The 20,795-nt window shown below is 57.0% G+C and carries 20 protein-coding genes; 13 read left to right on the forward strand and 7 right to left on the reverse strand.

Going from position 1 to position 20,795, the window contains the following annotated elements:
- Nucleotides 1–5: 5 nt before the first annotated feature.
- Both M5M_RS12890 and cysQ read right to left on the reverse strand, forming a co-directional pair.
- A complete protein-coding gene (locus tag M5M_RS12890; protein ID WP_015047952.1) occupies nt 6–242 on the reverse strand; it encodes a hypothetical protein in 237 nt (78 codons plus the stop codon).
- Between the two features lie 86 nt (nt 243–328).
- The gene (gene cysQ, locus M5M_RS12895; RefSeq protein WP_015047953.1) at nt 329–1,171 is read right to left on the reverse strand and encodes a 3'(2'),5'-bisphosphate nucleotidase CysQ; all 843 of its coding nucleotides are present in this window, start codon (nt 1,169–1,171) and stop codon (nt 329–331) included.
- Between the two features lie 44 nt (nt 1,172–1,215).
- On the opposite strand from cysQ, the gene M5M_RS19630 reads away from it, so the two are divergent.
- The 5 genes from M5M_RS19630 to M5M_RS12920 all read left to right on the forward strand — a co-directional run bounded on the left by M5M_RS19630 (nt 1,216) and on the right by M5M_RS12920 (nt 6,462).
- Nucleotides 1,216–2,451, forward strand: coding sequence for a sensor domain-containing diguanylate cyclase (locus M5M_RS19630; RefSeq protein WP_015047954.1), 1,236 nt, complete (start codon nt 1,216–1,218; stop codon nt 2,449–2,451).
- Nucleotides 2,452–2,506: 55 nt separating this feature from the next.
- The gene (gene yrfG / locus M5M_RS12905) at nt 2,507–3,196 is read left to right on the forward strand and encodes a GMP/IMP nucleotidase (RefSeq protein ID WP_015047955.1); all 690 of its coding nucleotides are present in this window, start codon (nt 2,507–2,509) and stop codon (nt 3,194–3,196) included.
- Nucleotides 3,189–3,584 carry an RNA-binding S4 domain-containing protein gene (locus M5M_RS12910; RefSeq protein ID WP_015047956.1) on the forward strand — a complete coding sequence of 132 codons (396 nt, stop codon included), beginning with the start codon at nt 3,189–3,191 and terminating at the stop codon, nt 3,582–3,584. The genes yrfG and M5M_RS12910 overlap by 8 nt, the downstream gene beginning before the upstream one ends.
- Nucleotides 3,585–3,659: 75 nt before the next feature.
- On the forward strand, nt 3,660–4,559 hold the full coding sequence (hslO, locus tag M5M_RS12915; protein ID WP_015047957.1) for an Hsp33 family molecular chaperone HslO: 900 nt from the start codon (nt 3,660–3,662) through the stop codon (nt 4,557–4,559).
- A gap of 352 nt (nt 4,560–4,911) precedes the next feature.
- Nucleotides 4,912–6,462 carry a phosphoenolpyruvate carboxykinase gene (locus tag M5M_RS12920; protein WP_015047958.1) on the forward strand — a complete coding sequence of 517 codons (1,551 nt, stop codon included), beginning with the start codon at nt 4,912–4,914 and terminating at the stop codon, nt 6,460–6,462.
- A gap of 88 nt (nt 6,463–6,550) precedes the next feature.
- On the opposite strand, the gene M5M_RS12925 is transcribed toward M5M_RS12920, so the two are convergent.
- The 3 genes from M5M_RS12925 to M5M_RS12935 form a co-directional block, all read right to left on the reverse strand.
- The gene (locus M5M_RS12925; protein ID WP_015047959.1) at nt 6,551–7,573 is read right to left on the reverse strand and encodes a glycosyltransferase family 2 protein; all 1,023 of its coding nucleotides are present in this window, start codon (nt 7,571–7,573) and stop codon (nt 6,551–6,553) included.
- Nucleotide 7,574: 1 nt separating this feature from the next.
- Entirely contained in the window at nt 7,575–8,843 is a 1,269-nt protein-coding gene (locus M5M_RS12930) for an oligosaccharide flippase family protein (protein WP_015047960.1), read from the reverse strand.
- Between the two features lie 154 nt (nt 8,844–8,997).
- Entirely contained in the window at nt 8,998–10,464 is a 1,467-nt protein-coding gene (locus M5M_RS12935) for a sigma-54-dependent transcriptional regulator (protein ID WP_015047961.1), read from the reverse strand.
- Nucleotides 10,465–10,540: 76 nt separating this feature from the next.
- Here M5M_RS12935 and M5M_RS12940 point away from each other — a divergent pair, with 76 nt between their 5' ends.
- The 3 genes from M5M_RS12940 to M5M_RS12950 all read left to right on the forward strand — a co-directional run bounded on the left by M5M_RS12940 (nt 10,541) and on the right by M5M_RS12950 (nt 13,454).
- On the forward strand, nt 10,541–11,338 hold the full coding sequence (locus M5M_RS12940) for a hypothetical protein (RefSeq protein ID WP_015047962.1): 798 nt from the start codon (nt 10,541–10,543) through the stop codon (nt 11,336–11,338).
- Between the two features lie 41 nt (nt 11,339–11,379).
- On the forward strand, nt 11,380–12,621 hold the full coding sequence (locus M5M_RS19950; RefSeq protein ID WP_015047963.1) for a WecB/TagA/CpsF family glycosyltransferase: 1,242 nt from the start codon (nt 11,380–11,382) through the stop codon (nt 12,619–12,621).
- Between the two features lie 167 nt (nt 12,622–12,788).
- A complete protein-coding gene (locus M5M_RS12950) occupies nt 12,789–13,454 on the forward strand; it encodes a sugar transferase (RefSeq protein ID WP_015047964.1) in 666 nt (221 codons plus the stop codon).
- A 56-nt stretch (nt 13,455–13,510) separates the two neighbouring features.
- Here the strand turns inward: M5M_RS12950 and M5M_RS12955 are convergent, their stop codons facing one another.
- Complete coding sequence (locus tag M5M_RS12955) at nt 13,511–13,912, reverse strand: hypothetical protein (RefSeq protein WP_037434075.1); 402 nt, start codon at nt 13,910–13,912, stop codon at nt 13,511–13,513.
- A 210-nt stretch (nt 13,913–14,122) separates the two neighbouring features.
- On the opposite strand from M5M_RS12955, the gene M5M_RS12960 reads away from it, so the two are divergent.
- Genes M5M_RS12960 through M5M_RS12980 form a run of 5 tightly spaced genes read left to right on the forward strand, consistent with a single transcriptional unit; the run spans nt 14,123 to nt 20,062 of the window.
- A complete protein-coding gene (locus tag M5M_RS12960) occupies nt 14,123–15,391 on the forward strand; it encodes a polysaccharide biosynthesis/export family protein (protein WP_015047966.1) in 1,269 nt (422 codons plus the stop codon).
- Between the two features lie 7 nt (nt 15,392–15,398).
- The gene (locus M5M_RS12965; protein ID WP_015047967.1) at nt 15,399–16,787 is read left to right on the forward strand and encodes a GumC family protein; all 1,389 of its coding nucleotides are present in this window, start codon (nt 15,399–15,401) and stop codon (nt 16,785–16,787) included.
- Nucleotides 16,742–18,019, forward strand: a complete 1,278-nt coding sequence (locus M5M_RS12970) for a capsular polysaccharide biosynthesis protein (RefSeq protein WP_015047968.1) — start codon at nt 16,742–16,744, stop codon at nt 18,017–18,019. Before M5M_RS12965 ends, M5M_RS12970 begins: the two co-directional genes overlap by 46 nt.
- A 2-nt stretch (nt 18,020–18,021) precedes the next feature.
- A complete protein-coding gene (locus M5M_RS12975) occupies nt 18,022–19,122 on the forward strand; it encodes a polysaccharide pyruvyl transferase family protein (protein WP_015047969.1) in 1,101 nt (366 codons plus the stop codon).
- A gap of 4 nt (nt 19,123–19,126) precedes the next feature.
- Nucleotides 19,127–20,062 carry a glycosyltransferase family 2 protein gene (locus M5M_RS12980; RefSeq protein ID WP_015047970.1) on the forward strand — a complete coding sequence of 312 codons (936 nt, stop codon included), beginning with the start codon at nt 19,127–19,129 and terminating at the stop codon, nt 20,060–20,062.
- 9 nt (nt 20,063–20,071) lie between these two features.
- On the opposite strand, the gene M5M_RS19635 is transcribed toward M5M_RS12980, so the two are convergent.
- On the reverse strand, nt 20,072–20,773 hold the full coding sequence (locus tag M5M_RS19635) for a hypothetical protein (RefSeq protein WP_162141177.1): 702 nt from the start codon (nt 20,771–20,773) through the stop codon (nt 20,072–20,074).
- Nucleotides 20,774–20,795 lie beyond the last annotated feature (22 nt).

The raw sequence follows: 20,795 nt of genomic DNA on the forward strand, positions 1-20,795 counted from the left end.
TGGGCTCAGTAATTGGATTCCTTTGGCAGGCCGTTTAACAGTTGCTGGCGGCAGGCAATCATTTCTTTGTAGGTTTGCAGCATGGAAAAGTCCACCGGGCCGGACTGCAGGCGCAACGCTTCCAGTTGCCGTTGAAAGCCGGTGATTTCCCGTATCAGCTTTTCTTTCAGTTTTTGTGTGCGGTTGTACCGCACGCCAATGTGGCACTCTTTGGGCAGCTTCGCGACTATTGCTTTGGCCATAAATCCATCCGCTCGGTGTGTCAGGAGTGATTAAGAAGTTCCTTAAGCATAGTCAATGATGGCGTTGGGCAAAGACCATTTGGTTATTAGAGGTAGCGTTGCCACGGGAAGCCTATGTCGCCGATGACATAGAAGAACGGGTTCAGAATATCGGCCTTTTGATTGTACCGTAGCACCCGGAAATCCGTGTCGACAACCGCGCCGCCTGCGGCCTCCACAATGGCCTGTGCGGCGGCGGTATCCCACTCGCTGGTGAGTGCCAGGCGCGGGTAGAGATCGGCGCTGCCGTCGGCCACCAGGCACAGCTTGAGCGACGAGCCCATGTTGTCAGTGGCCACCGGCCGCTGGGTTGCGCGACTGAGTTTATCCATCAGGCTTTGCACAGCGTCCGCGCCATGGTTGCGAGACGCCACCAGGGTAATAGGCTCACCTTGTGAAAGTGCTGCGTCGACTTTGCGGGTGCTGATAGTGGCCAATTCGCCGTCGCGCAAACGGTAACTGCCGTGACCATTGGCACCATAGTAAAGCCAGTTTTTGACCGGCACATAAACCATGCCCAGTACCGGCGCCCCTTCATCAATCAAGGCAATGTTGACCGTGAATTCGCCATTGCGATTGATGAATTCCTTGGTACCATCGAGCGGGTCGATCAGCCAGTAGCGGTGCCATTGGCCACGGGTTTCGTAATCGGGAATGTGCGATTCTTCCGACAGTACCGGGACGCCCGGCAACAAGGGTGTGAGGCCTGCCACCAGAATATCGTGCGCTGCGAGGTCCGCCTGGGTAATGGGTGACTGATCGGCCTTATGATCCACCGCAACTGATTCCGGGGCATTGTAGACAGCCAGAATGGCATCGCCTGCGTCGCGCGCGATGGCTTCCAATGCCTGAAAAAGTGACTGGATTTGTTCGGAATTGAATACTGACACGGCGGGCTCCTTAGCTTTGTCGTCTATTCTAAAGCAAAGCTCCGTTGCTGAAGAAAAAAATGATCGAATGGTTTGCCGGGTTGCCGGTGCGCACCAAACTCAAAGCCCTGGTGGCGGGAACCCTGGCACTGGCATTGTTGATGTCCGGGGTGGTGTTTGTGTCCTACGATCGCGCCCGCCAGCTGGACGATACCGTCTCTGCAATGGAGGCTCTGGCGCAGGTGACGGCCCAGCGCTCACAGGCGGCGCTGGCATTCAACGACAGCCGGCGCGCGCTGGAAAACCTCCAGGGTCTGACGCCGGTTCGGGATATTGTGTCTGCCTGTGCCTATAGCGAACGGATTGCCGAGCCGCTGGCCCAGTGGACCAGAAATGACACCAGTGTGTCCGTTTGCTTAAGCGCGCCCGGGCAAGAGATCAGTGTAGATGGCTTTGTGGTCGCGGTGGCTGTGCAATCGCCCACCGGTGTGTTGGGCGTCCTGACACTGGCGGGGAGCTATCAGTCGCTGGACCAGCGGCTGCGCTATCTGGTGCTGAGTTTGCTGGCCATCGGCAGTGCCTGCGTGGTGCTGGCGCTGTGGATGACCCGGCCGTTCCAGCGGATGCTGTATCGGCCCATTGTCGAACTGGCCTCGGTTGCCCGGCAGGTGGAAAAGGGAGCCGATTTTCAGGTCAGGGCGGTCAAGCTCAGTACCGATGAAGTGGGCGAGGCCGTCGATGCGTTCAACGCCATGTTGTTGCGGTTGGAAGAAGACAAGCAGGCGCTGGAAAAACTGGCCTATTACGACACCCTGACGGGGTTGCCCAACCGCCGCCTGTTCATGGAAAAACTGGCGCGCGCCATCGCCCACAGTCGCATGCATGATCTCGCGTTCGGGTTGATTTTCATCGATCTCGACAATTTCAAATGGGTCAACGATACCCTCGGTCACGACCGCGGCGACTGGCTGCTGAAAGTGGTGGCAGAACGCACGCGCAGCGCGGTGCGCGATATGGATACGGTGGCCCGTTTAGGCGGCGATGAATTCACGGTCATACTGCTGGAGTTGACAGATCAGGCCCAGGGCGAGCAGCTGTGCCAGGCCATTCTCGACGCGTTGAAACCACCGGTCATGCTGGGTAATCACAGCCATCAGGCGGGGGCCAGTCTGGGTCTGGCCGTGTGCGATGGCTACTCGGTCTCCATTGACGGCGCCTTGAAGCAGGCTGATCTGGCCGTTTACGACGCCAAGGCAGCGGGCAAAAATACCTACCGTGTCTATCAGCGGGGACCGGATTGAGGTTTGCCCCTTTGCACAAGCACCTTACAATGAGGCTTTTTTTGCAGGACATTGCATGAACACCCCGCGCCTAGACTGGCACGCCATTGATACCGTTTTGCTGGATATGGACGGCACGCTACTGGACCTCCATTTCGATAATCATTTCTGGCTTACTCACCTGCCCCGGCGCTACGCCGAACTGAAGGGGCTGGAGCTGGCGCATGCGCGCGAGCACCTGATGGAGATGATCAAGGGGCATGAAGGCACGCTCAACTGGTATTGCCTGGAGTTCTGGTCGGAGGCGCTGGCGGTGGATATCCGCGCGCTCAAGGAGGAGGTGAAACACAAAATCTGCATGCGTCCGCATGTGGAACAGTTTCTCACCCTGCTGCGCAAGCTGGGCAAGAAAGTGATCCTCATAACCAATGCGCACCCGCAGAGCCTGTCGCTCAAATTGGAAGTGACCGCCTTGGACCGCTGGTTGGACGTGGTGATTTCGTCCCACGAATTCCGGGAGCCGAAGGAAGCGCAGGCATTCTGGCACGCGCTGGTATTGCGCGAACATTTCGACCCGGCCCGGGCACTGTTTGTGGACGATACGGTGCGCATCCTGGATTCGGCCAGAACCTTCGGCATCGGCCATCTGTTGTCGATTCATCAGCCCGACAGCCAGACTCCGCGCACAGTAGACGCCTACCCTGCCATTCATCATTTTGATGAGCTGCTGCCGGATCTGACCGCGATGGTGGCGAGCCGTGGATAAACTGAGGCTGGATAAATGGTTGTGGGCCGCACGCTTTTTCAAAACCCGCAGTCTGGCCAAGGGCGCGATTGAAGGTGGCAAGGTCAAGGTGGACGGCGACCGGCCCAAGGTCAGTAAGGAAATCGCCGTGGGCAACCTGCTCACCATCCGGCGCGGGTTTGACGAGGAGGAGGTTGAGGTACTGGCGTTGTCGGATCAGCGCCGGGGCGCACCGGAGGCCCGCTTGCTGTATCGCGAAACCGAGGCCAGCCTGGCCGCGCGCGAGGGTAATGCCGCGGCCCGCAAGGCGATGGCGGGCGAAGTGCACACGGAAGGGCGCCCCAGCAAGAAGCAGCGCCGGCAGATCCATCGCTTTGTCCGGCGCGTGATCGATGAAGACGAGAGTTAGGTGTTGTCCTGCCCGCTATACTGAAAGACCCGAGCGCGGGTGTTAAAATCCCGCCTTTTTGCCGTGGAAGCTTTCATGTCTGATACGCCCAAGACCTCCTCCGACGACAGTCTGAGTCGCTTTATTTTTGACGGTGCCGATATCCGCGGCGAAATCGTCACCCTTGCCGACAGTTACGCGGCCGTGCTGGCGAACAATCCAGCACCGGCGGCGGTACAACAGCTGCTGGGTGAATTCCTGGCCGCCGCGGCCTTGCTTTCCTCTACGCTCAAATTTGACGGCATCATTACCCTGCAGGCTCAGGGCGACGGGCCTGTGCCGGTCATTATGGCCGAATGCAATCATCACCACGGCCTGCGTGGCACCGTCCGCCCGCCCGAGGCCGGATTCAGCGACGGGCTTACCGGTGACCTGGGCGATCTGATTGGCCAGGGGGTGCTCGCCATTACCATCGACCCCGACAAAGGCGAGCGTTACCAGGGGGTGGTGCCCTTGGACAAGCCCACGCTGGCCGCCTGTCTGGAAGCCTATTTTGCCCAAAGCGAACAGTTAGGCACCCGGATCTGGCTCGAGGCTGATCAGGGGCGCGCAGCCGGACTGCTCATACAGGCGTTGCCCACCCAGCTGGCAGCAAGTATTGAGGACAATCAGGCGCAATGGGACACAGTTATTGCGCTCGCAACTACTGTAACTCAAAATGAATTGTTGTCGCTTGACCATTCATCTAATTTATACAGGTTATTTAATGAAATGCAGGTTCGGGTGTTTGAACCGGCCACCCTGCAGTTCCAATGCACTTGTTCCGAACAGCGCAGTCTTTCTGCGCTGGCGCAGATTGGCCGCGAAGAATGTGAAGAAATCCTTTCAGAACAAGGGGTTATCAACATAGACTGCCAGTTCTGTAACCAGCATTACGCATTCGGCGCGGCTCAGATCCGGGCCCTGTTCGAAGATTCACCCCCCACAATGCACTGATCTGCCAAAACATAGATTCAGTTATTCCCTGTGGGGGTGCTATCGCCCCCGTGAATGAAGTCTGTCATAATGCGCGCCCTTACAAGGGTGCTGTAGCCCTTTGAAAGCGACTCTGGCCCTGACATCTTCGGGGTAATGCGCTAGACCTGATTACAGGCATTGCTCCCACGAGGAGCCGCATTGAATGCACGGCCAGTGCAGGAGAGAGTTTCATAACACCCGTTTGAGCGGGGCGCCGGACCACCGGTACGCCTGACCCGGAATGCCGGGCCAAGGCAATGCTTGCAGATTAGGGCGCGCCCACAAGGCTGCGCTGCAGTTTTAACGCATGTACGCTGACAGGACGAGAGAAATGACCCAAGCTTCTGCGACCGTTTATACGGATCTGAGCTCTGCGCAACTGATTGAAGAAGCGCTGAAACGCGGCGAAGGCCGCCTGACCAATACCGGCGCTCTGCTGGCCGTTACCGGTGAACGCACTGGCCGGTCCCCAGCCGATCGCTTTATCGTTAAAGAACCCACCACCGAATCCGCCATTGACTGGGGCAGCGTCAACCGCCCGTTCGATGCCGCTAAATTCGACGCCCTCTGGGCGCGGGTGGAAGATTACATTGGCGGCCGCGATCGCTTCGTATCGCACCTGTCAGTGGGTGAGGATGCCGAGCACTACATTCCGGTTAAAGTCACCACCGAGACTGCCTGGCACAACCTGTTTGCCCGCAACATGTTCATTCGTCATCAGCCCCACAACCCCAAGGGCAAGGACGAGTGGCAGATTCTGCACGCGGCCAACTTTGTGTGTGAGCCCGAGCGCGATGGCACCAATTCCGAAGGCATTGTGTGCATCAACTTCGCCGCCAAAAAAGTACTGCTGGCCGGCATGAAGTACGCGGGCGAAATGAAAAAATCCATGTTCTCTGTGCAGAACTTCCTGTTGCCTGCTGCCGACGTGATGCCTATGCATTGCTCGGCCAACGTGGGCAAAGACGGCGACACCTGCCTGTTCTTCGGTTTGTCAGGCACCGGTAAAACCACCCTCTCAGCCGACCCCGATCGCTACCTGATCGGCGACGACGAGCACGGCTGGGCCAAGGGCGCCGTATTCAATATGGAAGGTGGTTGCTACGCCAAGACCATCGACCTGTCACAGAAGAACGAGCCCGTGATCTGGGACGCCATCCGTTTCGGTGCCATTGTTGAAAACGTGGTGGTGAACGACGCGCGCGTGGCTGATTACTGCGACACCAGTCTGACCGAAAACGGCCGTTGTTCTTACCCGCTGGAGCATGTTGAGCTGCGCGTGGAAGAAAACCGCGCGGGCGAGCCGAAGAACGTGATCTTCCTGACCTGTGACGTGACCGGCGTGTTGCCACCCGTGTCTATCTTGTCCAAGGAAGCGGCCGCTTACCACTTCCTGTCCGGCTACACTGCGCGTGTAGGCTCTACCGAGCTGGGTGCGGAAGCCGGTATCAACCCCACTTTCTCCACCTGTTTCGGTGCGCCGTTCATGCCGCGTCCAGCGCGTGAATACGCCGAGCTACTGATGAAGCGCATTGAAGACTTCGGCGCTAAGGTTTACCTGGTCAACACCGGTTGGACCGGTGGTGCCGGCGGTGCCAACGGCACCGGTAGCCGCTTCCCGATCCCGGTGACCCGCGCTGTAGTAGCGGCAATCCAGAATGGTTCGCTCGAGGGTGTGGCGACCGAGCACCTGGACGCGCTCAATCTGGATATTCCGGTGAAAGTGGCGGGTGTGGACGATAAGTACCTGAATCCACGCAAAGCCTGGAACAATGAAGCCGCCTACGATGAGCAAGCGGCTAAGTTGGCAGGACTGTTCGCGAAAAACATCAAGAAGTTTGCGGTATCGGCTGACATAGAAGCAGCAGGACCCAAAGCATAAGGCGGAATTTGTCTGCCAAGCGGTGCAAAACAAACGGGGCGGCCAATAGGCCGCCCTTTTTGTTGGTGTTGGTTCAATGAAGGGTGTTTCAGATTTTGCCCATTTTGTTGTGTTGGGAAAAATATTGCATGCCGGCTTTCTCCAGACTGCGATAAACCGAGCCGGGCAATTGCAGCAAGCAAGCGCAAGCGAGTGTGATCAGCGTGCGACCAGGTTCTTCCTTGAGAATGCGCTTGTCAGTTTTAAGCGCGTCCACTACCAGCTTGAGTGCTTGTTGCTTATTGCCCGATTGCACGGCACGGCGCGCCAGATAACGCAATTGGTAAGCGCGCGCCAGGCTGCCCCACTGTTGGAAGAATGCAGGGTTGAGTGCGCGGTTTTTTTCGATGCACAGTTCCCATGCGGCGTACTGCTTTTCCAGATTGGCGGATAATCCGCTGGCGTTAACGCGATAGTAGGTCAGGCCTTCACGTAGCCCCTCGAATTTGCAGCCGGTACTCAGCGCCAATCGCAACCAATATTCAATGTCTTCGGATTGGCGCAGGGATTCATCAAAATAGGTCATCCGGTAGTGGTCGCCAAAATCGGTTTTGCGTCCGGTTTTGATCAGCAAGCTGCGCCGGATTACCGGGGCAGAACCGTTGCCGATTGGGTTGCGGCAAAAAATATCTTTGACGCTGATATTTTTCACTTTTGGGTGCTGGCCAATACCAAGTTCGACACCCTGTTCGTCCACAAACAGACTGGCGCTGTAGCTGCAACCGAGCTTCGGATCCGTGCGGAAGTGTTCAATGTGGCGATACAGTTTTTCCGGGTGCCAGTAATCATCAGAATCCAGAAACGCCACATAGAGTCCATTACTGTGGCCGATGCCGGTGTTGCGTGCGCCGGCGAGGCCGCGGTTTTTCTGATGCACATAACGAATCCGTGGATCGTTAAAACGGCTCACAATCTCTGCGGTTGAGTCGGTGCTGCCGTCGTCCACACAAATCAATTCAAAGTGCGGATAGCTCTGTTCGAGCACGGAGGTGATGGCCTGCTCAACGTAAGCTTCTACGTTATACATGGGCATGACCACAGAAAATACGGGTTTGAATAGTGCATTTGTCATTTCAATAATCCTCTGAACGAATTTTTTTCCAGATATAAATAACCGGAATCAGCCAGCTGACGCTGGTGAATGCCACCAACTGAGCCATTGAGGTGGGATCAGTGGGCGCGAACAACATCAATGACGCGGCCATGAGAATCAGGCAGAAGCTCGCGGCCAATAATTCCAGTGCCGGTTGATTTCTTATGCGCAACAGCATGCCGGTTGCATCGATAAACAGCGCCGGTATGGCAGTGGTGCACAGCAACATGACCAGCGGTACCGCCGCCGACCAACGGTCGCCGAACAGGATGTACAGATACACCGGTACCGCCAGAATCTGCAGCAGGAACAGCAACGCAATGGCCCGACTGACCGACTGCAACTTGGCATGCGCCAAGACGGCAGATTGCTGGCGGTATTGCTCTGCGAGATAGGGCGCCAGCCCTCCGAGAAACGCATTGGTGAGCGATTGGCCCAGGCCGACACCGGCATTCTTGGCGAAACTATAGAGACCAAAAAATTCCGGGCTCAGTAATTTGCCGGCAATGATCAGGTCGGCCTGGAAGCGCCCGAGTCGTACTAATTCAGTGCCGAACACCTTGCCGGAAAAAATGGCGGTGCGGATAAATTCGGTGCCGTTACACCGGGTCAACGTCCTCAACGACAAACTTGGAAAGCGCATGAAAACCAACACCCACACCGCGGCAGCAATAATTTTTGCATAGATGACCGAGGCTACATCGAGGCCGCCGATCAACAGGCCGATGGTGGCCAAGTTGTCGGCGCTGATGCTCAGGCTGGACGCCAGCGCGTAGGATTTCATGGCGTTGGACCGTTGCAGTAAAAATACGCGCACCGAGACCAGGGGATACAACAGGTAGGTGAGGCTCGCGAGTTGCAGCAGCGGCGCCAATTCGGGCCGCTCGTAAAACGCCGCCAGCAGCGGCGCGATCCACCATTGCACAGCAATCATGACCAGACTCAATAACCACTGCTGCTGCCACGCCGCTGCGGCCACGGTGGGGAGCTCCTGCTCACTGCATTGAATCACCAGGGCACCGCCGCCGGCGCGGGTAAATACGCGCAGCAGTTCCAGCCACATCAACGACAGCGCTGCGAGTCCATAGGCCTCGGTGGTGAGCAACGCGGCCATCGCAATCACAGTGCCGATCCGGCTTACCTTGGCGATGGCCTCGGCAATGACCATCCAGCGGGTGTTGCACAGCAGACGATTGGCCGCGAACAGGGTGCGGAGCTTGTCGCTGGTGCGGATGATGGCTGGGTACATGGTTAACTCCAATGAGAATTAACCCGTGTTTTGCAGGAAGCGTGCCGGAATCAGTCAAGGCCCGGTCTGGCGGGCATCAGCGCATGGCTGTGCGCGGAAATGCGAGGGTTTTTTGCAATTTGCAATGCAATTGGCGTGGCGCAAACCGGCGGTATCAGGTGCTGGCGTTGGCCTTTTCCCACGCCTGCAGCTTGCGATAAAGCGTTGAGGGGCTGACCCCCAACGCCGCCGCGGCCTGAACCACGTTGCCCTCGCAGTGGTCGATGGCATGCTCTATCGCTTCGCGCTCGACCGTGGCCAGGGGGCGTATGGTTTTCGGTTCCGGCGGTGCCGTGGCAATTGTGGAGCGCGCTGCTGGTGAGGCAACCGGCGCGTGGGATTCAGCCTCGCCGGCAAGCAATTCATCCAGCTGTTCGGGTTTGAGGTGCAGCGCTTCAACCAATGCCTGCTCGGTAATGAGCGGTCCCTCGTTCATCACCACCAGATTGTGAATGCAATTGCGCAGCTGGCGTACATTGCCGGGCCAGCGATAGTGGTTCAGCAGCTGCTGGGCTTTCTGGCTGAAGCCTGCGAAGGCCTTTTTCTCCTGCTCGGCAAACAGCTGCAGGAAATGGTCGGCCAGCAATGCAGGATCGCCTTCGCGCAAGCGCAGCGGCGGCATATCCAGGGTGACAACCGCCAGACGGTAGTAAAGATCTTCGCGCAGCAAGCCTTGCTCAATGGCTTCTTCCGGGTGTCGGTTAGTGGCGCAAACGAAGCGGATATCCAGCGCGTCGGCCTTGGTCGCACCCACTTTTTGCACCTGGCCGGTCTGTATGAAGCGCAACAGCTTGGCTTGCAGGTTGATGTCCATCTCCGCCAGCTCATCCAGGAACAGGGTGCCACCGTGAGCCTGATGCGCGGCGCCGTCGCGATTACTGACGGCACCGGAAAAAGCGCCTTTGACATGGCCGAATATCTCCGATTCCATCAGGTCTGCCGGTATGGCTGCGCAATTAAGTGCGATAAAGGGCTTGTCGCGCCGGTCGCTCTGGTTGTGGATGGCCTGCGCGGCCACCTCTTTGCCTGACCCGCTGGGGCCGGTGATGAACACCGAGGCATTGCTGGACCCGACCCGCTCAATGAGCGAATAAACTAATTGCATGGGCGCAGAATTGCCTACAAACCCTTCAAATCCACGATTTTTTGGTGCGTTATAGCGCGCCAGCGTGCGTTTGAGCAACGCTCTTTCGGCAATCAGGTCCTGGGTGGCCATGGCTTGCTGCAGGGTGGCCAGCAGTTGATTGTCGTCCCATGGCTTGTGGATAAAGCCCCAGATCCGGCCCTCGTTAATGGCCGACATGATCAGTGATTCTTCCGAATAGCCGGTGAGTACCAGGCGGATGGTTTCGGGGTATTGGTCGGCAATCTGGGCCAATAGCGTGGCGCCGTCCATTTCAGGCATGCGCATGTCCGACACCACCACATCGAACGGCTCGTCTGCAAAAGCTGCCAGCGCCGCCTGCCCGCTTTCTACAAATACGCATTCGGCCTGAAAGTTGCGCATCATGCGGCGCAGACTCTTGAGGATTTGGGGTTCATCGTCGACGAATAAAAACCGTGTGCCGGCGCTCGCTGCCATAGGGTACCTGAAAATGCTGGCCTGATTTGTGCAGGCAGGTTGAAAACCATTTCAGTGTAGTTCAAGGAGCTTGTGTATGAGGGGGCTGGTCCTGAGTTTTGTGGCGGGTGGTTATCATTGGCGCTACGCCCGTGAGCTGGAAAGCCAGCGCGTGTATGCCGCGCGCATGGGCTATGACTTCCGTCTGGCGGTCTTGCCGGTGTTGCACCGGTTGGGACCTGAATTGGTCTGGTTCAAAATCCATCTGATCCGGGCGGCGTTGCAGCGGGGTTATGATTGGGTCTTGTTTGTGGACGCCGATGCGCGGATACAATCGGAATGCCCACCAGTGGAGCCCTCGCTCCACAAGGATAAATCCATCTACCTGACACGGGGTTATTCCGGTCGGTTCAACTCGGGCGTGATGTTGTTCAGGCGCACCAATGCCAGCTTTGAATTTCTCATCACGCTGCTGCGTCACCGTACCGATGTTGTGCCCGCTGAGGACGATGTTGGGTGGGGTGAAAATGGTCATGTGATTCATTTCGCCAAGGCCAACCCGTCCGTTCAGGCACTGGACGAACGCTGGAATAACAACGGCCGGCCACTGGCGGCGGACTATATCCGGCATTTCAGCGCGGGCCCAATGCGCGCCTGTCATAAAGCGGGCGTTATTCCCATGGTCAAGGCGCAGCTAACGGCAATCATCAATCGCCTACTGGTACGGCTGGCACCGCAGACCGATCCTTTTGCACAGGCACTGTTGTTTGAACGTTGGGCGCAGGCGTGTTTCCAATCGCCGTCGCAAAATGCAAATGATCGGGTACCTGTTTATCAAATTGAAAAAAAAGAGCGCCTTATCGCGCAAAAACACGCTGAAATACTGGCACGCTAACTGCAACACCTCTGCGCAACTATTTTTCGGGAGTGCGGACAATGATTTCAGTAGGCAGTCATTCAGAGGGTGTTGTGTCGGCAAATGCGATGTTTGACCGGTGCGTCGCCCTGCTTTGTGTGGTGCTCGTTGTGCCTGTGTGGCTGGTCAATGGCGCATTGGCATTGGCAACGCGACAACCGTTGCTGGAGTGGCATCTCAAACGGGATGATCTTGGCCGGGCGTTGGTGTTGCCGGTATTCAGTTGTGGACTGTTGCGTGAGTCCGCGTATCTTTTAGCCATCTTCAAAGGCCAGCTGGCGTTGGTCGGCATTGAGCTGGAATGCCATAGCCTCGCGGGCTTTGGCATCAGTGATCGCTGGCGCGAACAGCCGGCGGGATTGTTTTCCAGCTATGGGACTTTATTGCGCGTAGGCTACGTGGGCCAGTCACCTGCCGAAGCATTGGATCAACAATGCGAGAATCAGTCACTTCGCGCCTATATTGCCATCCTGGTGAAAGCGGTTGTGAACCGATTGCTGTTTGCCGAATGCGGTTTGCGTTGCACAAATGAATTTGATTTGTTGGGTCTCAGGATTCACAACCGCAAGCTGCATGAGGCTGTGACATTTGTCACTGAGGCGCCAAAAAACTCCTGTAAAAAATTGTTTTTCGTCAATGTGAATTCGGTCAATCTCGCGCACAACGATGCGCGTCTGACCGATGATATCAACTGCGCTGACCTGGCGCTGGTTGATGGCAGCGGCGTGCGTATGGCGGCACGGATGCAAGGAATCAAGCTGTTGGACAATATCAACGGCACAGACTTTCTTCCGCATTTATGCGCCGCGATGGCGGAAAAAGGGCAGCGGCTGTTCCTGTTGGGATCCGCACCGGGCATTGCCGAGCAGGCCGCTTACAATCTCAAAACCCAGTTTCCCTCACTGCAGATTGCCGGGCATTACCACGGATTTTTCTCTGCCGATCAGACCGATGATGTGATCGAAATGATCAATGCATCCAAAGCCGATGTGTTATTGGTTGCGCAGGGTTCCCCCAGGCAGGAGCGCTGGATAAACGCACACAGTGACTGGCTGAAGGTAAATTGTGCCTTGGCAGTGGGTGGGCTTTTGGATTTCACCTCTGGCCGCATTCCACGCGCACCGCAATGGATGTGCGAAATTGGTATGGAATGGGTATATCGGTTATGGCAAGAGCCGTATAAAAAATTCAATCGCTATGTGATTGGTAACCCGGTTTTTATTGCCCGATGTGTTGCGCAAAAATTTTTCCGATCCCGCTGATTTTTGCAAACCGAATAATTTGCGTTGCAATCTGCAAATTTTCGGATGTTTTCGTAAAAATACCGCCACTTCTGGCGGTATTTTTTTGGCATGTGGATTGCAATACCTGATACAGATAAAAAATTTTCAGTTGATCGAGTGTCGGTCCGTGTTCAGGAGTAATCACCATGGCTATTTCAGTTCTGCACATTAATGCGCTTTTTGTTCGTCTGCTTCCCAAGCTGGAATTGGGTAAGTTGCGATTTCCCCTTTGGTTGCAGCGTGGTCTGGCAACCCTAGGATTGTTGGCCATTTCGCCGCTGCTGTTGCTCACCGCGCTGGCCATCCGGATAGAGAGCCCGGGTGCCGTCATTTACACGCAAATCCGCGTGGGTGTTAACGGCCGTCGCTTCCGGATTTATAAATTCCGTTCTATGCGTTGCCCGAACGATCCGAAGTACCCGCCGGCGGAAGCGTTGCAAAGTGATCGCGAGGGCATTTGCCAGAAAATGTACCGCGACCCGCGCATCACCCGCGTGGGTGCGATTATCCGCAAGCTATCAATCGATGAATTGCCCCAGCTGTTCAATGTGGTGCTGGGTGATATGGCGCTGATCGGGCCGCGCCCGGCGCTGGAAAGGGAAGTGGCGCAGTACCAGATGCGCGCAATGGAGCGTCTGGATGCAATGCCGGGTTTGACGGGTTTGTGGCAGGTTTCCGGCCGAGCCGATACCACCTTTGATGAGCAGATCGATCTGGATTTGCGTTACGTGCGGGGTCAAAGCCTGTGGTTGGACATGAAAATCCTGTGCCTCACCGTGCCCGCAGTTCTGTTTGGTAAAGGCGCCTATTGATCAATAGGCCAACTAAAAACTGAAGCCGCGCATCGCGCGGCTTTGTGTGCTTGAGCTCAACTGCCCAACAGCCATTCCCACGCATGTTGATCCGGTAACAGGTCTATGCCGGCGAAACTTTTCAACAGGTAGAGCAACACCAACGCGAGCGGAATGGCGATCACCAACAGTAAATACAGCATTACCGCCAGGCTCATGCCACTCATGTGACGAAGGCGGGCATCTTCACGGTTGCGGGTACTGGAGCGGCGGTCCCGTCCCATCAGCAACACAACATAAAATCGCGCGAAGTAGAGTGAGGGCGTGAGCCGGATATCAACCGGATGCTGCTTGCCCGGCGCAGAAGCGCTGATAGCGACCCGCAGCGCTTCCAGCTGGACCAGGTTCAGACTGGCGAAAACCTTGGGGTCCAATTGGGAAAACACATGCTGGGTAAATGGATCGACCGGTTCACTCATAACGTTTACTTTTAAAGGAAAATATTCAATCGCATTTTGGTTATATGCAATCTGCAAAGGGCGCGTTTTCATATTGGTAATAATTTGTGGAAAACGCCAATTGGAAATATTTTTCTCAATAAAAACAATAAGTTATGTTTTGGCACGGCTTCTGCATTATCAAGGATAACCGGCGTTTATCGCCCTGAATCAAATCCCCAAGGATGCACTATGCTGACTCAACGCTTACCACTGGCCACTGCTTTGCTGATCGCGGCAATGTCGGGTCTGGTGGCCTGTACCCAGCATCATTCGCTGCCTTCACCGGATAACCCCAGTGACAAGTTCTATGGCACGCGCCATGAGACGGGTGAGCACGTCAGTCATGCCGTTGAGTCGCCGCGCGTCTATGCCTCCAATCTGGATTGCAGCGCCGCCGACAGTCGTTATCAGACTGCCCATTTCCGCGCTGATCGTGCGTTGATTGCCTATGAAGCGGCCAGCGGCCAGACCCAGGTGCAGCAGATTTTCAATCGCGAATTACCCTTGAGTCCGGGCGATCTGATCGATGTCCAGATTGAAGACGGTGAAGGCTTTGCCGGTCACTACATTGTGAACCCCGATGGCAGTCTGAAATTACCGCACCTGTCGGCCCTGGACTTACAGGGTGCCAGCGAAGCGGAGGCTTCACGTCGGGTTGAAATGGCGCTGGTGCGCGCTGGCCTGTTTCTGCCAGCCACCGCACGCGTGAGTGTGCGCGTGCTGCAGTGGGCACCGGTAGAAGTCACGGTGACGGGTGCGGTGTTTGAACCGGGCCGCGTGCGCATCAATGAAAACAATCAGGAAAGTGTGATCGCAGATCGCGTGGCGGCGTTTGGCGACTATGCCGAGCGCCGTTCGCTGGTAGAAGCGTTACGTGCCGCATCGGGCATTCGCCCGGATGCCAAATTGGATCAGGTGGTATTGGTACGCAACGGCTGGCAGCTGGAACTGGACATGAGCGGTGTGTTCACCGGCGAACCAGTGCGCGATGTGGCACTGGTGGCGGGCGATCAGATCGTGGTGCCCACCACCGGCTGTTTCCAGCCGCAGTTGGTGCGGCCCTCGCAAATTACACCCAAGGGTTTCCGGGTTTTTATGTCTAATCTGATTGCACCGGCGCTGGATAACGCGAGTGCGGCAGTGGGTCGCTACAGTTCCAGCCTGCCCTATGGCACGCGCCTGTTACAGGCTGCCGTTTCGGCTAACTGTGTGGGTGGTACTCAGCTGACGAATGCGCCGCGCAAAGTGGTGTTGGCCAGCCTGAACCCTTTGACCGGTCAGATGCAGGTGGTGGAGCGCAGTGTGGAGCAATTGATGCGTAATGCGCATCGCGAGGATATCAATCCTTACCTGATGCCGAACGATGCACTGGCATGTTACGACTCGGACGTCACTAACCTGCGAGACTTTGCCCGCAGTCTCACCGACCTGATTGCGCCTGTGCGCCTGCTGATGTGAGACGGTTATGAATAATTTTCCTGTCATTTATGAACCAAAGCCGGAGCGGGTGCCGTTCTGGCGCCGGCGTCCGCACCGCTACGTGTGGGTCGCGCTGGTCGGTTACGGTGCGTTGATTGCTATCCTGATGCTGTATATGAGCCGCACCCCGATTTACGACAGCGCCCATGCGCTGGTATTGCCCGGCAGCGGCTCGTCCAGCAATTTCAATATCGATGAAGTGGGTACCGCTAATCAGGACACCCGCACGCCGTTCGGCAGCGTGGAAGTCAGTCCTTTGGCGAACTACCGCGAAATCATTAAGAGTCGCAATGTGCTGTTGCGCGCGGCGGACCTGTTGCGCGTGCACCCCACCTTACTGGACATGCCGCGGGTGGAATTGCGCGAGCGCACCTCGATCATGATGGTGCACACCGAAGGCCTGAGCGGCGAGCGCGCGCAGGAAATCGGTTGGGCGTTTTATGAGGCGTTTCAGGCCGAACTGGAACGCTTGCGCAAAGACGAAGTCGCGCGCCGCGACGATGGTGTTCAGCAGGCTTTGGCGGGATATCGCGCAGAATTGGAGCGCACGCGCCAGGCCATTGTGGAATTTCAACAGCGCTCCTTGTTGGTGTCGGAAGACCAGATGACCCAACTCATGGTGACCCTGTCCAGCGTCAAAGAGCAGCAACTGACGTTGGCTTCAAGCGCACGCAATACCGAAGATTTCGTTCGCCAGTTGAGTCTGGACCTGGGCATTTCACCCTCGTTGGCCGGCCAGGCATTTGCGTTGCAAAGTGACGCCGCATTCCGCGGCTACCTGAAAGAACTCGATGCCAGTGCCATGCTGTTGGCCGAATATTCTTCGCGCTGGGGTGAGCAGCATCCGAAAGTGGTGGCGCAGTCGCGTCGTTACGACAAGGCGCTGTCTTCATTAAAAGTGCGCTCGGTAGCGCTGGTGGGCGCGCAGGTGTCGGATGCGCTGCAAACCACCGACCTGCAGGCGTCACCCGAGCGCGCACAATTGTTCGCCACGCTGGTGGACAGCTTTGCCAAACTCCAGGGCATTGAAGCCGAGCGTCAGGAAATGGTGCGGGCCGAAATGACGCTGACCGACCGATTGAAAATTTATTCGCGCGAAGCGGCCGAGCTCGAGCGCCTGCAGCGCGATCATTCGCTGGCAGAAGCCGTGTACACCTCAGCGGCGGCGCGCTTGCAAGCGGGCAAGGCGGACATTTTTGCGTCTTACCCGGCGGTACAACTGTTGTCTGTGCCCAGCATGCCGGAAAAACCCAAAAACCCCAGCGTGAAAATTGCCGCCGCAATCGGCGTGCTGGGATTCCTGTTCATTACCTTTGCGTTGTTGACCCTATGGCACCGTTCTCGCTTGATCGCGCTAATCTTGAAGAACAGCTGATCTTCTGGGCTTTGGCACTGCATTACCCGGTATATGTGTTCGGGGGCTTGTATGTGTTGGGTTCGGTGTTGGGTTGGTTGTTGCTGGCGGTATTTTTGCTGCGCGGTTTTCTTACCGACGGCGCCAGCAGCCGCGGCGCGTTACGTCGCATCTCGCCACTGGTGTGGTTCTGGGTGCTCGGTATGCTGGCCATGCTGGTCGCCCTGTGGGTTGCCCATATCGATCGCCAATTGGGTACCGGCATGGCGATCAAATCCACCATTGGTTGGGCCAAGGGTTGGGCGTTGCTGGCGTTGTTTCCGTTGTTGGGCGTTATTCTGCGCGTGCGCCCGGCGGTGTTGGTGCGGGGTGTCAGCATCGCCGCTGCCAGCGCACTGCCCTTTGCCGCCTTGGGTATCCTCGCTTACGGCGCGGGGATGAGTGGCGATTTATACCATTCACCGTTAAAAGCGGTGGGTGGTCCCGGCGAGGTGTTTCACATCCGTCTGTTCGGTATTAACCCGGAAACCGGTCGGCCCCGCTGGCAGTTCATCGGGCCCTGGGCGCCTGCCGCCGGTCTGATGGCGTGTTTTTATCTGGCCATCATCCTGCGTGAACAAAACGCTTTCTGGCGCCGTGCCGGCATCGCGGGTGCTTTGTTCATGGTGTTGTTGAGCCAATCGCGTGCGGGGCTGGCAATCTTTGCCATTATCCCGGTGTTGTCCTGGGGTATCGGTCGCTTGCGCGAGCCCTGGGTGCTGCTGTTACTTGGCCTGGGATTACCGGCCCTGGTGCTGTTGGGCGAGCCCGTTTACCAGGCCGGTATGGATGCCTATACCCAAGTGAAGGAAAGCCGCCCGGGCTCCACCCGGGTGCGCGCGGCGCTGGCCCGCATTGCATTGCAACGCTGGGAATATGAAGCGCCCATCTGGGGCCACGGTATCGTGGAGCGGGGCCCGAAAATTGTGGAATACATGCCCATTGGTACTCACCACAGCTGGTATGGCCTGCTGTTCGTCAAGGGCATCGTCGGCTTGTTGGCACTGGCACTGCCCATGGCGCTGACCTGCGTGTACTTGCTGTACCTGGCACAAAAATCGCGGCTGGCACAAACCGGTATGGTGCTGTGCATCATCATGGTGGCCTACAGCTTTTTTGAAAATCTCGAAATCCTTTCTTATCTCTACTGGCCTGCACTTTTCTGGTTGGGCGTATCGCTTCAACCCGGGCAGCCAAGCGCTAAAGGAGCGTGACAATGCAAAGTCTTTACCTGAGTGGTTACTACGGCATGAAAAACAGCGGCGATGATGCACTCATGCTGGCGGCAGCCATGGGCGCGCGTCAATTCCTGAATGTGCAGGACCTGGTGGTGGGCAGCTTTTCACCCGTCCTGTTACCGGAAATTGACTACCGGCCGGCGGCGTTGCGGGAACCACAGCGCATCCGAGGCGAAAACCGCATCCGCAATTATTTTCATGCAGTGGGTTGCGATGCCGTGCTGTTTGGCGGCGGTTCGGTGTTCCACACGGCCCAGGACATCAATGTGAAGCGCCACATGGCGCGTTTATCGGGTGTGGCGTTTGCGCTGGGCGTCGGTGTGGGACCGTTCAGGGATACGGCGGCCGAGCGCGCCTGTCAGGCGTATCTGCGCGCGGGTCATCGGATCCGCGTGCGCGATCAGGTGAGTTATGAGATTGCCACCGCGTTGGCGCCGGAGGCCGACATAGGTTTGTCATTTGACCTGGCACCGCTGTTGTTGACTCACCCTGCGGCCAATCTGATCGAGCCGGCCAAGCGCCAGGGCATTTGTGTGTGTTTGTGCCCGCGCGAGCGGTTGCAGGGCAATGCCATGGCCGAGGCCAAGCGCATCCGCGCGCTCGCCACGGCGTTAAACCGGGTGGCCGCAGAAACCGGCGAAAAGGTGACTCTGCTCGATTTCAACGGTCACCCCGAGCTGGGAGACCACGCGGTTCACCGGGAACTGGCGGCGCTGTTGTCGCCCGGTGTACTGGCATCGCATATTGCCTACAACGGCGACCCGCTTCGCGTTTTGCAAAGCCTTTCGCATTTCAAGGTGATCATCGGCATGCGCTTGCACGCCGCCATTCTGGGATTCATGGCCCAAACCCCGGTATTGGCGCTGAACTACCACAGTAAATCGGAAGGCTGGTGCGAGCAGATAGGGTTGGCACGCAACCTGCAATTCTCTTGTGGCAAGGCCTCTGAAGCACAACACAGTGCGGAGGATATTCAGGCCATGACCACAGCGCTGATTGACGGATTGTCACAAGGTTTTCAGCCACCGGTCATGAACAGAGATGAGGCATTGCAAAAATCTTTATTGAACTGGAGATAACACAATGCGAACGCCTGTTGAATTTTCTGTCGTGATTCCTTTGTACAACAAACGCGACAACATTATTGAAACGCTTTCCTCTGTCGTGCAGCAAACTTACGCGCCACTGGAAGTGCTGGTGATTGATGATGGCTCTACCGATGGCAGTGCTGAAATCGTCATGCACGCCATGGAGACCAACGCCGAGATGGCCTGTGTCCGTTTGGTGGGCAAAGCCAATGGCGGTGTATCGAGCGCCCGCAATCTGGGTATCCAATTGGCTTCAGGTAATATGGTCGCGTTCATGGACGCAGACGACAGCTGGGAAGCCCATTTTCTTGAAGAGGTTGCCATGTTGGCGCAGCGTTATCCGAACGCAGTGGCCTATGCCACCAACTACCAAAAGCGCCTTAACGCGAGCCATTACGTCGATCCGAAAATCCGTGGGCTCGAGTGCAAAACCAAGCCCCATTTGATGAACAATTATTTTGAAATCTGTGCCCAGGGTGACCTGCCGTTTATGACCTCTTCCATTGCGGTACCCAAGGCGGTGTTGGCGGCGGTGGGTGGTTTTCCCGAAGGCGAGCCCATGGGTGAAGATCAGGATATGTGGTCGCGTCTGGCCATGCAGGGTCAGATTGCTTACAGCCCGCGGGTGTTGGCGTTCTATCATCTGGACGCATTTGACCGCGCCTGCGTGCGCAATGTGCCCAAGCAGGAATGCCCGTTCAGCCTGCGTTTGATGGAGCAGGTCAATAACGGGCGCATTCCGTCAGAGCGAGCCGAGCGGGTGTTGCGTTATACCGCCACACACTTGCTGCACCTGGCGCGTGAAAATATCCGCGCCGGCGATTTCGACGTAGCGCAGCAATTTCTCAATAATGAGCGCACCCGGTTGCTGCCGGCCAAACGCTGGCGGTGCCTGTTCGATCTTACCGTTGCCCGGCGCGCGGCCGCGTGATTGCAAAGGCTAAAACGAAAAATCCTTGTGCTCCTGGTACAGGGATTTTTTAATGGGTAACGGAATAAGTTTGTCATCCACAAGCACCGGCAGCGTTTCGCCTGCCGACAATTGTGGCCCGGCGGGCAATGCAATGGTCAGGTCACACGGCGCCTTGGCGCAGGGCAACAGCGCATCGGTTTGCAGTATCCAGTCCTGGTCCGGTTTCGGGCCGATCCGGTACACCAGAAAGTCGCCGTGTTTACCCGGTAGCTGCCAGAAACGCGCGCGCGGGTCGCGCTCGCCGTCAGCCTGCAGGTGCCGATAGATCAATGGCTGATCCAATAGCAGCGTGACATCGGAAAATTGCTGCTCACCGCCGCGTTCAAAATGGCCGGCGTAGATGTCCACCACAATGGCAAAGGGAAAACGACCGGCAGGATTCAGGTCGGCCAATGCAAAGGGCTTGGGTGCGAGTGTGATCAACCCATCGAATTGTTCGCGCCATTGTCTGAACGCTTGCGCCTCGGCGGGCACGTCAAATCGCACCGGCATGACAATCTGCCGGTCGTGCGGGTGGTGATAAAGACCCAGGTGAGACGCGTACAAAGGTTCGTCGCCAAACAGCACCATGCCGTGCACCGCGGTGGTGTTGTGGTCTGTGTGTGCGGGTGTTTCCGCCCGGGCGATCAGGGCCACCAGCAGCAGGCTGCACATCAGTAAACGGAACAATCTTTTCACCTATTCATTGCGT

The organism is Simiduia agarivorans SA1 = DSM 21679 (genome assembly GCF_000305785.2).
In the GTDB taxonomy this organism is placed as follows: Bacteria; Pseudomonadota; Gammaproteobacteria; order Pseudomonadales; family Cellvibrionaceae; genus Simiduia; species Simiduia agarivorans.